Annotated in this window: 11 protein-coding genes and 1 riboswitch; of the genes, 1 reads left to right on the top strand and 10 read right to left on the bottom strand. The window is 71.2% G+C overall.

Going from position 1 to position 12,537, the window contains the following annotated elements:
* Positions 1 to 15 precede the first annotated feature (15 nt).
* Complete coding sequence (locus tag ACIGQF_RS16650) at positions 16 to 708, top strand: N-acetylmuramoyl-L-alanine amidase (protein ID WP_399710977.1); 693 nt, start codon at positions 16 to 18, stop codon at positions 706 to 708.
* A 110-nt stretch (positions 709 to 818) separates the two neighbouring features.
* Here ACIGQF_RS16650 and ACIGQF_RS16645 read toward each other — a convergent pair whose 3' ends face one another.
* The 10 genes from ACIGQF_RS16645 to ACIGQF_RS16600 all read right to left on the bottom strand — a co-directional run bounded on the left by ACIGQF_RS16645 (position 819) and on the right by ACIGQF_RS16600 (position 12,171).
* Positions 819 to 1,994, bottom strand: a complete 1,176-nt coding sequence (locus tag ACIGQF_RS16645; RefSeq protein WP_399710975.1) for a cysteine desulfurase family protein — start codon at positions 1,992 to 1,994, stop codon at positions 819 to 821.
* A 103-nt stretch (positions 1,995 to 2,097) separates the two neighbouring features.
* Positions 2,098 to 2,943, bottom strand: coding sequence for a thioesterase family protein (locus ACIGQF_RS16640; protein WP_399710573.1), 846 nt, complete (start codon positions 2,941 to 2,943; stop codon positions 2,098 to 2,100).
* Between the two features lie 107 nt (positions 2,944 to 3,050).
* Entirely contained in the window at positions 3,051 to 4,145 is a 1,095-nt protein-coding gene (locus ACIGQF_RS16635; RefSeq protein WP_399710571.1) for an ABC transporter ATP-binding protein, read from the bottom strand.
* A complete protein-coding gene (locus ACIGQF_RS16630; protein WP_399710569.1) occupies positions 4,142 to 5,287 on the bottom strand; it encodes an ABC transporter ATP-binding protein in 1,146 nt (381 codons plus the stop codon). The genes ACIGQF_RS16635 and ACIGQF_RS16630 overlap by 4 nt, the downstream gene beginning before the upstream one ends.
* The gene (locus ACIGQF_RS16625; RefSeq protein ID WP_399710567.1) at positions 5,284 to 6,294 is read right to left on the bottom strand and encodes an ABC transporter permease; all 1,011 of its coding nucleotides are present in this window, start codon (positions 6,292 to 6,294) and stop codon (positions 5,284 to 5,286) included. The genes ACIGQF_RS16630 and ACIGQF_RS16625 overlap by 4 nt, the downstream gene beginning before the upstream one ends.
* Positions 6,295 to 6,365: 71 nt before the next feature.
* On the bottom strand, positions 6,366 to 8,117 hold the full coding sequence (locus ACIGQF_RS16620; RefSeq protein ID WP_399710565.1) for an ABC transporter substrate-binding protein: 1,752 nt from the start codon (positions 8,115 to 8,117) through the stop codon (positions 6,366 to 6,368).
* Between the two features lie 77 nt (positions 8,118 to 8,194).
* Positions 8,195 to 9,193, bottom strand: coding sequence for an ABC transporter permease (locus tag ACIGQF_RS16615; protein ID WP_361555922.1), 999 nt, complete (start codon positions 9,191 to 9,193; stop codon positions 8,195 to 8,197).
* A 407-nt stretch (positions 9,194 to 9,600) separates the two neighbouring features.
* On the bottom strand, positions 9,601 to 10,389 hold the full coding sequence (locus ACIGQF_RS16610) for an enhanced serine sensitivity protein SseB C-terminal domain-containing protein (RefSeq protein ID WP_361555919.1): 789 nt from the start codon (positions 10,387 to 10,389) through the stop codon (positions 9,601 to 9,603).
* Positions 10,390 to 10,527: 138 nt separating this feature from the next.
* Positions 10,528 to 11,352 carry an enhanced serine sensitivity protein SseB gene (locus ACIGQF_RS16605; protein ID WP_399710973.1) on the bottom strand — a complete coding sequence of 275 codons (825 nt, stop codon included), beginning with the start codon at positions 11,350 to 11,352 and terminating at the stop codon, positions 10,528 to 10,530.
* Between the two features lie 120 nt (positions 11,353 to 11,472).
* A complete protein-coding gene (locus ACIGQF_RS16600) occupies positions 11,473 to 12,171 on the bottom strand; it encodes an AAA family ATPase (protein ID WP_399710562.1) in 699 nt (232 codons plus the stop codon).
* Between the two features lie 215 nt (positions 12,172 to 12,386).
* Positions 12,387 to 12,483: riboswitch (glycine riboswitch) on the top strand.
* Positions 12,484 to 12,537 lie beyond the last annotated feature (54 nt).

The raw sequence follows: 12,537 nt of genomic DNA, 5'->3' as shown, positions 1-12,537 counted from the left end.
AGCGTTGTTCAGCGCATGGGAGACGGTGATCACACGGGCCGCAGAGTCGTCGGCCGCCGAGCGGTGCTGATCGGCGGGACGGTCGCGGTGGCGGCCGCGGGGCTGGCCGCGCACGACCAGCTGGAGCGCTGGTGGTGGCGGCTGCCCGGCCAGGAGAAACCCCGCAAGCCGGGCGCGGTCGACTACCGCGACGCGCAGTGGTCCGCCGCGTCCGGGGCGAACTGGCGGCGGGCCGACCGGCCGGACGACTACGTCATCGACCGGGTGGTGATCCACGTCGTGCAGGGGAGCTACGCGACGGCCCTGCGGGTCTTCCGCAATCCGGATCACGGCGCGGCCTCGCACTACGTCGTGCGGAAGGACGGGCACGTCGCGCAGACCGTGCGGGAGCTGGACGTCGCCTTCCACGCGGGCAACCGGGAGTACAACGAGCGCAGCATCGGCATCGAGCACGAAGGCTTCGTCGACCGGCCGCAGGACTTCACGGCGGCGATGTACGCGAGCTCGGCGCAGCTGACCGCGGACATCTGCGCGCGGTACGGCATCCCCGCCGACCGCACGCACATCATCGGTCACATCGAGGTGCCGGGCGCCGACCACACCGACCCGGGGCCGCACTGGGACTGGGACCGGTACATGGACCTGGTGAAGGAAGCGCTGTCGCGCAACCCGGGCAAGGGGAAAGACCCGGGGAAGGCCCCGGCCTAGCCGCCCGGCCGCCCGGTCCGAGGCCCGGGGGCCCGGGGACAGCGGCGGACCGGACCCGGGAGGGCCCGGCGGCCCTGCCCGGCCGCCCCGTCACGGCAGCCCGGCCCCGGTCAGCTGAGCCCCGCGCTCCGGGCCCGTTCCACGGCCGGGCCGATCGCGTCCGCCAGGGCCGCCACGTCCTCCTTCGTGGACGTGTGGCCGAGGGAGAAGCGGAGTGTGCCGCGTGCCAGGTCCGGGGCCATGCCGGCGGCGAGCAGGACGTGGCTGGGCTGGGCGACGCCGGCGGTGCAGGCCGAGCCGGTGGAGCACTCGATGCCCTGCGCGTCCAGGAGGAGCAGCAGGGAGTCGCCCTCGCAGCCGGGGAAGGAGAAGTGCGCGTTGGCGGGCAGCCGGCCCGCCGGGTCGGGGTCGCCGCCGAGGACGGCGTCGGGCGCGGCCGCGCGGACGGCCGCGATCAGCTCGTCCCGCAGGGCGCCGATCTCGCGCGCGAACTCCTCGCGGTGCGCGAGGGCGTACCGCGCGGCCGCGGCGAAGGCGGTGATCGCGGGCGTGTCGAGGGTGCCGGAGCGGACGTGGCGCTCCTGCCCGCCGCCGTGCAGCACGGGCACGGGGGCGTACTCGCGGCCCAGCAGCAGTGCCCCGATGCCGTACGGGCCACCGATCTTGTGGCCGGAGACGGTCATCGCGGCCAGGCCGCTGGCGGCGAAGTCCACGTCCAGCTGGCCGACCGCCTGCACCGCGTCGGCGTGCAGCGGGATGCCGAACTCGTTGGCCACGGCGGCCAGTTCGGCGACCGGCTGGACCGTACCGATCTCGTTGTTGGCCCACATGACGGTGGCGAGGGCGATGTCGTCGGGGCCGGCCCCGGACTCGACGGCGGCGCGGAACGCGTCGGGGTGCACCCGCCCGTACGAGTCGACCGGCAGCCATTCCACGCGCGCGCCCTCGTGCTCGGCGAGCCATTCGACCGCGTCCAGTACGGCGTGGTGCTCGACGGGGCTGGCCAGTACGCGGGTACGGGACGGCTCGGCGTCCCGGCGGGCCCAGTACAGGCCCTTGACGGCGAGGTTGTCGGCCTCCGTGCCGCCCGCGGTGAAGACGACCTCACTGGGGCGTGCGCCGAGCGAGGCGGCGAGGGATTCCCGGGCCTCCTCGACGGTACGGCGAGCACGCCGGCCGGCGGCGTGCAGCGAAGAGGCATTGCCGGTCACGGCCAGCTGGGCGGTCATCGCCTGCACCGCCTCCGGCAGCATCGGGGTGGTGGCGGCGTGGTCGAGGTAAACCATGGTGCGCACGATTCTACGAGCTTCCGAAAGGCAGCCCGGGAGCGCACACCCCGCGCTCGGAGGCACCCTCCACAACTCCGGCCGGGCGCGCCCCGGCCGCCGGTCAGTCCAGCAGCGCCCGCGCGAGCTGCCGGGACTGCGCGACCAGGCGGTCGTCGGCGTCCCAGACCTCGGCGTCCTCCTCCAGGAAGCCGCCGGCGAGGTTGCGGGTGGTGATCGAGACCCGGAGCGGGCCGGGCGCCGGGCGGCAGCGGATGTGAGTGGTCAGCTCCACCGTGGGGACCCAGCCCTTGAGGCCCATCTCGAAGGCGGTGGGCGGCAGCGCGTCGACCGTGAGGAGGAGGGAGAGCGGATCGGCGTCGCGGCCGTCGGCGAGGCCGAACCAGCCGCGCATCTCGCCGTTGCCGCTGGGCGCGCCGATGGCCCAGCCGCAGGTCGCGGGGTCCAGCCGGACGTCGAGCCGGGCGGTGATCGCCGAGCTGCCGGGCAGCGCGGGGCGGCCCCCGGGCGCGGCGTCGGCGCCGAAGCACTCGGCGTGCGCCGGCATGGCGGGCGGCTTGGCGGTGGTGCGCACGTCGTCCGGCAGCGCGTCGAGGTCGCCGTACGCGGCCAGTACGCGCAGTCGCTCGACCTCGGAACCGTCGTCCTCGAACTGGACGAGGGTCGCCGTGCCGGTGGACATGGTGCGGCCGGTGCGCACGACCTCGGTGCGGATGACGGCCGGGCCCGGCCTGGACGCGGTGAGGTAGTGAGCGGTGACCGTCATCGGGTCCGGGTGCGGCAGTGCGTCACCCAGGGCGCGGCCCATCAGCGCGAGGAGGTAGCCCCCGTTGACCGCGTGGATGATCGTCCAGCCGGCCGAGAGCTCGGCGTCGTACACGCCGGGAGAGCGGCGGACGACCGCCGTGTCGCGGTCGAACTCGCTGTTGCCTATGGTCACCTGTGCCATGCGGTGCACCGTACATGGAATTATTACCGGCCGGTAGAGGGGTCTTGACCGCCGGTCATCGGGCTCCTGTCCCGGCGTCCGGCGGCCTCCCCCGCCCTACTGCTCCACTACTTCGGCGCGGCCTCCGGCGCCTGGTCGGCCGCCCCGCCGCTGAGCGGCACATCGGACTCGAGTTCCGGGTGATGGCACGCCACCCGGTGGCCGGTGCGCAGCGCCACCAGCGGCGGCTCCGTCGTGGTGCACACCTCCGTCGCCTTCCAGCAGCGGGTCCGGAAGCGGCAGCCGGAGGGCGGGTCGATCGGCGAGGGCACGTCGCCCTTGAGCAGGATGCGGTCCCGCTCGGTGCGCCGCTTGGGGTCCGGTACGGGCACGGCGGAGAGCAGCGCCTTGGTGTACGGATGCATCGGCGCGTCGTACAGGGAGTCGCGGTCCGCCAGCTCCACGATCTTGCCGAGGTACATCACCGCGATCCGGTCCGAGACGTGCCGGATGACCGAGAGGTCGTGCGCGATGATCACGTACGTCAGGCCCAGCTCCTCCTGGAGGTCGTCCATCAGGTTCACGACCTGGGCCTGGATGGAGACGTCCAGCGCGGAGACCGGCTCGTCGGCGACGACCAGCTTGGGCTTGAGGGCGAGCGCACGGGCGATGCCGATGCGCTGGCGCTGGCCGCCGGAGAACTCGTGCGGATACCGGTTGTAGTGCTCCGGGCTCAGGCCCACCAGCTCCAGCAGCCGCTGCACCTCCTTCTTCACCCCGCCCTCGGGCTCGACGCCCTGGAGCCGGAAGGGGGTGCCGATGATCCCGCCGATGGTGTGCCGCGGGTTCAGCGAGCCGTACGGGTCCTGGAAGATCATCTGGACGTCGCGGCGCATCGGGCGCATCCCGCCGGTCGACAGATGCGTGATGTCCCGGCCCTCGAACTCGATGCTGCCGCCGGTCGGCTCGTCCAGCCGCGTGATCAGCCGGCCCATCGTCGACTTGCCGCAGCCGGACTCGCCGACCACGCCCAGCGTCTCGCCCGGGTACACGTCGAAGTCGATGCCGTCGACCGCCTGCACCGCGCCCACCTGGCGCTTCAGCAACCCCTTGGTGATCGGGAAGTGGCGGACCAGGCCGCGTACCTTCAGCAGCGGTGCGGCCGCTTCCCCGTCGGGCGGTGCCGCCACCGTCGTGTTCTTCGCGTCAGTCGTCTCGGTCACAGCTTCGGCGCAATCTCTTCGGTCCAGATCCGCTCCCGCTCCTCCGGCGCCATGTGGCAGGCGGAGAAGTGCCCTCCCCCGCCGGCTACGCCCTCATTGGCGGCCTCGCGCAGCTCGGGGCGGACGGTACGGGTGAGGTTGTCCTTCGGTACGTCCGCGTACGGGCAGCGCGGGTTGAAGGCGCAGCCGGCGGGGACGTTGATCAGGCTGGGCGGGGATCCCTTGACCGGGATCAGGCGCTCGGTCTGCGCGCGGTCGATGCGCGGCATCGAGCCGAGCAGGCCCCAGGTGTAGGGGTGCTGCGGCGCGTAGAAGACCTTCTCGGCCGGGCCGCGCTCCACGCACCGCCCGCCGTACATCACCAGCAGGTCGTCCGCGAGCTCGGCGACCACGCCGAGGTCGTGGGTGATGATGACGACCGCCGAGCCGAACTCCTTCTGCAGGTCCCGGATCAGGTCCAGGATCTGCGCCTGGACGGTCACGTCCAGCGCGGTGGTCGGCTCGTCGGCGATCAGCAGCTCGGGGTTGTTGACCAGCGCCATCGCGATCATCGCGCGCTGCCGCATGCCGCCGGAGAACTGGTGCGGGTGGTCGTCGACCCGCTTGTCCGGCTGCGGGATGCCCACCCGGTCCAGCATCTCGATCGCCCGCTTGCGCGCGGTCTTCTTGTCCACGTCGTGGTGGACGCGGTACGCCTCCACGATCTGGTTGCCGACCGAGTAATAGGGGTGCAGCGCGGACAGCGGATCCTGGAAGATCATCGCCATCTCGCGGCCGCGCAGCCGCCGTACGTCGTCGGGGTCGGCGCCGATCAGCTCCTTGCCGTCCAGCCAGATCTCGCCGGACATCCGGACCTTGCTGCGCTGCCGGCGCGACGCCTGGTGCAGGCCCATCACGGCGAGCGAGGTCACGGACTTGCCGGAGCCGGACTCGCCGACGATGCCGAGGGTCTTGCCCTTCTCCAGCTTGAAGGAGAGCCCGTCGACGGACTTCACGACACCGTCGTCGGTCGGGAAGTGGACCTTCAGGTCGCGTACTTCGAGGAAGGCGGTGGGTTCCGCGCCGCCCTCCGCGACGGGCTCGGCGATCGCCGACGAGCCCGCGTCGGGGCCGGTCCGCGTCAGTTCTTCGGAGTCGGTCACGAGAGCCTCACCCGCGGGTCGACGGCGGCGTACAGGACGTCCACCACCAGGTTGCACAGGACGATGAAGAAGGCGGCGAGCAGGGTGACGCCGAGGATGTTGGGGAGGTCGTTGCCGGTGATCGCCTGGACGGCGAAGGCGCCGACGCCCTGGAGGGAGAAGACCTGCTCCGTGATGAGCGCGCCGCCGAGCAGCAGGCCGAGATCCATGCCGAAGACGGTGATGATCGGCGTGAGCGCGGCGCGCAGACCGTGCCGGACGACGACCTTGCGCTCGCGCAGGCCCTTGGCGCGTGCGGTGCGGATGAAGTCCTCGTTCAGCGTCTCCAGCATGCCCGCCCTGGTGAGCCGGGCGTACAGCGCCGAATAGAGGAACGCCAGGGTCACCCAGGGCAGGACCAGGGTGCGCGCCCACCCGAACGGATCCTCCAGCAGCGGTACGTAGTCACTGCGCTCGAAGATCGGCCACTGGTAGGTGAAGAGGGCCAGCGCCAGGGCGCCGGTGAAGAACATGGGGAGCGAGACACCGGCCAGCGCCACGCCCATCGCGGCGCGGTCGAAGAGCGAGCCGGGGCGCAGCGCGGAGAGCACGCCGGTGGCCACGCCGGAGACGACCCAGACCACCGCGGCACCGGCGGCCAGCGAGAGGGTCACCGGAAGCCGGGACTGGATCTCGGGCCAGACCTCGATGTGGGTCTTGAAGGAGTACCCGAAGCACGGCCGGTGGCAGTGCACCGCCTCGGGACCGAATTTGTAGTCGACGCCGACGAAGATGCCCTTGAGGAAGTCCCAGTACTGCTCGTACACCGGCTTGTCCAAGCCGAGGTTCTTCTTCACCGCGGCGATGTCCGCGGGCGTGGGTGCCTTGCCGATGTACTGCTGGGCGAGCTGGTCGCTGGTCTGCCCGGCCAGCTTCGGCAGCAGGAAGAAGATGCCGAAGGTGACCGCACTGACGATCAGCAGCAGGATCACTGCGCTGATCAGCCTGCGGATGATGTACGAGAACACGGGACTGCGGCGTCGGTGCCCGCCGGCCGCCGCCGGCGGGCACCAATGCCTTCACCTGCCTTCCGGGGCTGCTACTTCTTGACGCCGACGTTGAGGTAGTCGTACTGACCGCTGAAGGCCGAGGTGGACACCAGGTTCGTGGCCTCCGGCGAGCGGTACATCAGCACCTTGAAGTAGGTCAGCGGCACGATCACCGCCTGCTCCATCGTCTTCTTGTCGATCTCGGCGTACGCCTTCTCGCGCGCGGCCTGGTCGGTGTCGGCGATGGCGCTCTCGAGCAGCTTGTTGATCTCCGGGTCGTCCAGCTCGGAGAGGTTGGTGTTGCCGGACTGGCTGATCGCCTTGCCGTTCAGGATCTGCTGCAGGTAGCCGTAGCCGGTCGGGAAGTCCGAGCCCCACTGCATCATGATCAGACCGACGTTGTTCTTCTTGTTGAACTTCGGCACACCGGCGTAGTCCGAGAAGTACTTGCTCGTCGGGTACTGCTGGATCTTGGCGTTGATGCCGATCTTCTTCAGCGAGTCGATGACCGTGGTGGCCGCGTCGACCTCGTCCTGGCGGTCGGAGCGGGCGAGGATGGTGGTGTCGACCTTGCCGGCACCGCACTCCTTCCACTTCTTCTTCGCCTCGGTCAGGTCCAGCTTGTCCTTGGCGTCGTACTTCTGCGGGTACTGGTCGAACTTCTGGTACCCGGCGATGTCGGTCGGCAGGACGGTGGAGGCGATGTCACCGCGGATCGGACCGCCGAGCGAGGTCTGCACGGCCTTCTTGTCGATCGCGTACTGGACGGCCTGGCGGCACTCCAGCTTGTCGAACGGCTTCACCTTGGAGTTGATCGCCGTGTAGACCAGCCGCTGGCCGAGCGCGTTGTCGGTGTTGGCCTTCTCCGAGTTGCTGGTCAGCAGCTGGGCCTGGGTCTGGCCGTCCACGCCGCGCCCGGCGAGGTCGATGTGGGTGTTGCCGGAGCGCAGGTCCTTGTCGATGGTCGACTGGGCGACCTTCATCTTCAGGACGATCTTGTCCGGGAGCTGCTTGCGCAGCGGGTCGGTCTTGGCGGACCACTGCGGGTTGCGCTCCAGGACGAGCTGCTTGCCCTCCTGGTAGCTCTTGAACTTGTAGCTGCCCGTGGAGACCACGGAGCGGGTGTACTCCGCGCCCTTGTCCTTGGCCTGCGGGACCGGGGCGGTCTGCGGCGCCGAGACCAGGTAGTCGAACTCCGCGAACGGCTTCTTCAGGTGGAAGACGATCGTGTGGTCGTCCGGCGTCTCGATGGACTTCAGCCCGGCCTTGGACTTGTCCTTGTACGGGCCCTTGTACTTGTCCTCGTCCACCAGGAACTGCTGGAAGTAGTTCGGGCCGAGGGAGAGGGTGTCCCGCGCGAAGTTGGAGCGCTCGACCGCGTACTTGACGTCCTGCGAGGTGACTTCCTTGCCGTCCTCGTACTTCACGCCCTTGCGGATCTTGTACGTCCAGGTCTTGCCGCCGTCGGAGGGCTTGCCCATCGACTCGGCGAGGTCCGGCACCAGCTCGTTGCCCTTCTCGCCGGGGGCCGGCTTGAAGGTGGTCAGCGGACGCGCGTAGAGACGGCTGAAGTTGTAGATGAAGGCGTAGTACGTGTTGCCCGGATCGAAGGACTCGGGGGCGTCACTGATCGCGTAGTTGAGCGTTCCGCCCTTCTCGTTCGAGGCGTTGACGACCCCCTTGGTGGCGGCGTTCGCCTCGGACGATCCGTTGGCGGAGTCCTTGCCGCCACTGCAGCCGGCCAGCAAAAGGCCCGCACTGGATATGGCCGCGATCGCCGCGACCGGGACTGACCTTCGCATGATGGTCGGTTTCCCCTTCGTTCGTCGGAAACTTCGAGTGGAACTGCCGGGACCGCCCGGGCGCCGCGGAAGCGGCGTCAGCGGCTGCGTGGGTCCAGCGCGTCCCGCAGACCGTCACCGAGGAGGTTGAACGCGAGTACGGTGACGAAGATCGCGAGGCCGGGGACGAGCATGTACTGCGGGTCGACCTCGTAGTACTTGACCGCCTGGTTGAGCATGCCGCCCCAGGAGGCCTGAGGGGGCTGGATACCGACACCGAGGAAGCTGAGGGCCGCCTCGAAGAGGATGTTGGAGGGGATCAGGAGCGTGGAGTAGACCACGATGGGCCCCACCAGGTTCGGCAGCAGCTCACGGAAGAGGATGAACGGTCCGCGTGCACCCATCCCCCGGGCCGCGTCGACGAATTCGCGCTCGCGCAGCGACAGGGTCTGCGCCCGCACGATGCGGCCCATGTAGGGCCAGTTGAAGAAGCCGATCACGAAGATCAGGACCGAGATGTGCAGCGGCAGGCCCTCCAGGCCGAAGGCGCCGCCCTGCAGCGAGGCGGAGATGGCGATGGCGAAGAGCAGCAGCGGGAACGCCAGGAAGACGTCCATCATCCGGCTGATCACCGCGTCCACCCGGCCGCGGTAGTAGCCCGCCACCACGCCGAGGACCGTGCCGATCGCCACCGACAGCAGGGTCGCGCCGAACGCGACGATCAGCGAGACCCAGGAGCCCTCCAGGACCCGCGCGAGCAGGTCGCGGCCGAACTTGGGGTCGACGCCGAGCGGGTGGTCCGCGCTCATGCCGCCCAGGTCGCCCAGCGGCAGGGTGGTGTTGGGGTCGATCAGCGACTGATTCGGCTCGTTCGGGTCCAGGCCGAGGAGCGACTGGAGGGGGCGGGAGAGCGCGGCGATGACGATGAGGAGGATGACAACGATGGCACCCGCCACCGCGACCTTGTCGCGCTTGAAGCGCAGCCAGGCGATCTGGCCGAGCGAGCGGCCTTCGATCCGCTTGCTCCCGACGCCTTCCAGCACCGCTTCCGGCTGCGCCTCAGCAGCCGCCCCGGTGGTCTCGATCGGTGCGGTCACAGTGCCTTTGACCCCTCTCGGCCCGCCCTGCGGCCGGCCACGCCCGCCGCGTCGGCGGCTCGGTTCACTCACTGGTGTGCACGCCGGCGGACGCCCGGAGGTCTTGCAGCTCATCGGTCTTCGGATGTCCGCGCGACAGCGGTCCAACTGCTCGTCGCACACAGGGTCTAGACCCCTGCTGCGGGAGTCTTCATCCGAGTCGCGATCAGTCACCAGTCCTGCCGAGGAAAGGATGCGCAACTGTGATGTGCTCCACGGCATACCGTTATACGGACATCACGGACGGCTGAGCGGTCCTGACAGCCGGTTCACGCCAGCCTCAACCGGGGTACACACAGGGGCAATTCGGCACACTACGGCACACGGGAGGGCGGCCGGGGACGCCGCGCTCCCGTCCGCGCGGGACGTCAGTGGGGGCCGGGGTAGCCGTAACCGTACGAGGCGGCCGGAGCCGGGGCCGGGCCGTGCGCCCCACGGTCGAAGAAGGGGCGGGAGTAGGCCCGCATCCACATGGCCACGGGGTCGTACTCGTCCTCCATCGCCACCGTGGAGACCGGCAGTCCCTCCGGAACCGCGCCGATGGACTGCTGCATCATCAGCCGTACCGATTCCACCGCGGCCCGGCCCGTGTCGTACAGATCCAGGCCGATCGCGAGATAGGGAACGCCGAGGGCCGGTTGCACCCAGGCCCGGCGCAGCGAGCGGACGGCGGGCGTGCGGTGCGCGTTCTGCCCGAGCAGGGCGTAGAACTGCGGGATCTCCACGACCGGTTCGGTGATCCGCAGGGGCCCCGCGGGCAGCCGGTCCAGGCCGCCGGCGATCCGGCGCAGGTCCAGCCAGGGGATGCCGACGCCGCCGCCGGGCGCGTGCGGGTTCAGCCAGAGGCCCCAGCGGTCGGGGTAGAGGGCGGCGGCGATCTCGGCGCCGGGCACGACCTCGTGGGCGCGGGTCCAGCCGCTGGCCGCGAGCTCGGCGGGGGAGGTCACGCACGGTGCGTAGCCGAGCCCGTCGACCTCCATGTTCCCGTACTGCGCATCGGGGGCCCCGGCCTGGCCCTGCCACAGCAGCATCCACACCTGGCCGCCGGACAGCGCCTGCAGCAGCGCCTCATAGGCGTCGTACCGGCCGGGCGAGACCTGCTGCAGCACCTGCTCGACCTGGCCGGCCGCCGCTCCCTGATGCGCACCCGCGCTCACGTGTCCCCGTCCCTTCTCCCGTCGGGCACGTGGGGGTGCCCGCCCGTCGTCCCACCAGCTTACGGGCCGGATCCCGGCGTGGTCCGGGCGCGCGCCGATCGGTCCGGCACGGGCCGCGGCCGGCCCCGGCCCTACGGGCTACACGAGGTCCTGCGTGTAGAAGGGCCGCACGCGCTCCAGCATCCAGTCGACGACCGGGTCCTGTGCGATGTCCAGCATGACCAGCTGGACCGGCCAGGGCACCTCCACGGCGCCCAGCGCCCGGCCCAGCGCCCCGAGCGCGATGTCGCGCTGGGTCTGGTCCTGGAGGGCGGCCGCCGGGTCGGCGACCTGCACGCCGACGAAGAGGGTGGGCGCGTCGCCCTCGATGTTCGCCAGGCAGCGGCGGGCGGTGGTGACGTGCGGTACGCCGGAGAACTCCAGGCCCGCGGCGGCGAGGAAGTCCACCGGCTCGTCCTGCCAGTCCGGCTCGTACAGCCGCACCCGGCCGCCGGACGGCAGCCCCTCGCGGGGCACGTCACCGCGGCACAGCTCGGCCACGGCGGGCGGCGGCAGCGGGACGCCGACCGTGCCGTCCGGGTTCACCGCGATACCGATCTTCGGGGGCAGGCCGCGGGCGAACTCGCGGGCCGGTGCCACCGTGAAGGACATGTGCGCGCCGACGACCCGCAGGAACTCCTGCTCGGAGCTGAAGACGGGCACGTACGCCAGGCCGTCGGGCAGCTCCACGGTGGGCAGGTCAAGGCCGGGCGCGCCGAAGCCGGCGCTCTCGGGGCCGCCGCCCTTGGGCAGCGGCACCCATATCCGGCTGCGGCCGAGCACCTCGACGATCCGGGCGCCGGCCCCGGGATGACCCACCGACGCCGCGAGCACTTCCTCCAGCTCGTTGGCCGGCCAGGCCAACTGCGGAATGCCCTGCTCGAAAACGCCCTGACCGGGGATGCTCTGCTCCGGAATGTCCATGGTCACCCACCCGCTTCGTACCGCACTGCCTGATCGAAAACCCTAGCGGCCCGCCGCGGACGCTTCGCCCCCCCGTCCCGAAGCCCGGACAGGAGACGCGGCAGTGTCGTACCCAGGCTCTCAGCCGAACGTCGCGCGTTCCAGTGCCTCGGCCGCCCGCCGGTCCAGCAGCACCGTGGCCGTGAACCCCTTCGGCAGCCGGGCCGCCCGGGCCCTGGCGAGCAGCCGGCGCACCGCGCGCCGGTGCCGCGCGAAGGCGTAGCCGGACACCCCGCGGCCCCTGGCCCGCTGGCCGGACAGCGCGACGCCGGCGGGCACGTCGAGCAGCAGCAGGTGCAGCTCGCGGCCGCCCCGCAGGGCGGTGCGCGCGATCCAGCGGCGCACCCAGGCGACCGTGCCGCAGTCGTGCACCACGACGCTGGCGCCGGAGCACAGCGCCCGCCACAGGCCGTGGTAGTGCGCGATCCGCACCAGCGGCCGGAGCAGGCCGTACGGCAGCGCGCCGAGCCGGCCGGCCTCCCAGCGCTCCCGTACGTCCTGGGAGTCGATGCGGTGGACGGGCGCCCCGGCCCGGTCCACCGCCGGGACCACGCGCTGCATCAGTGTGCTCTTGCCGCCGCCGGGCAGACCCGAGACGACCACCAGGCAGCGCGCGGGGAAGTCCAGCTCGCGGACGCGCGCTTTCCCCTCCGCGCCGCGCAGGTCCGTCACGCGGGCGCCGCGGCCCGGACGCACCACCGTCTTGGGTGTGCGGGCGCGGCGGGGCACCGCGCCGCGCGCGACCCCTGCCGACGTCGCATATACGGCTTGCCTCTGCACCGTGATCGCCCTCCCCGTTCCGTTCACTGCCGCCCCCCTACCCGCAGAGTGTCAAGAAAAGGTAATGAGCTTCAAGCGGAGGGCAGGTCATGGCGGGTTGGTCCCGGGCCGGCGGGGCGGCACGGGCCGGGGCTCCTGGATCCGGCGATCCCGTGCAATGATGTGCGCGCCGGCCGCCGTACCCGACGCCGGCCGCCAACTGCATACCGGCCGCTTGAATCCGCGCGGGAGAGTTCCCGCCAGGCCACGGCGGGGCGCCGAAGGAGCAAGTCCTCCCTTGAATCTCTCAGGCCCCTGTACTGCGCGGACGAGGCAGATCTGAAAAGCGGGCCGCACGCCGGTGCGGCCCCACCCAAGGTGCAAGCC

The organism is Streptomyces sp. NPDC053560 (assembly GCF_044544605.1).
Lineage (GTDB): Bacteria > Actinomycetota > Actinomycetes > Streptomycetales > Streptomycetaceae > Streptomyces.
Note: the sequence above shows the minus strand (reverse complement) of the source record. Positions and strands in the feature narration are given on the sequence as shown.

Excerpts from the sequence above, each read along its gene's own strand:
- ACIGQF_RS16645 (WP_399710975.1), bottom strand. The coding sequence starts at position 1,994 with ATGGTTTACCTCGACCACGCCGCCACCACCCCGATGCTGCCGGAGGCG.
- ACIGQF_RS16620 (WP_399710565.1), bottom strand. The coding sequence starts at position 8,117 with ATGCGAAGGTCAGTCCCGGTCGCGGCGATCGCGGCCATATCCAGTGCG.
- ACIGQF_RS16605 (WP_399710973.1), bottom strand. The coding sequence starts at position 11,352 with ATGGACATTCCGGAGCAGAGCATCCCCGGTCAGGGCGTTTTCGAGCAG.
- ACIGQF_RS16650 (WP_399710977.1), top strand. The coding sequence starts at position 16 with ATGGGAGACGGTGATCACACGGGCCGCAGAGTCGTCGGCCGCCGAGCG.
- ACIGQF_RS16640 (WP_399710573.1), bottom strand. The coding sequence starts at position 2,943 with ATGGCACAGGTGACCATAGGCAACAGCGAGTTCGACCGCGACACGGCG.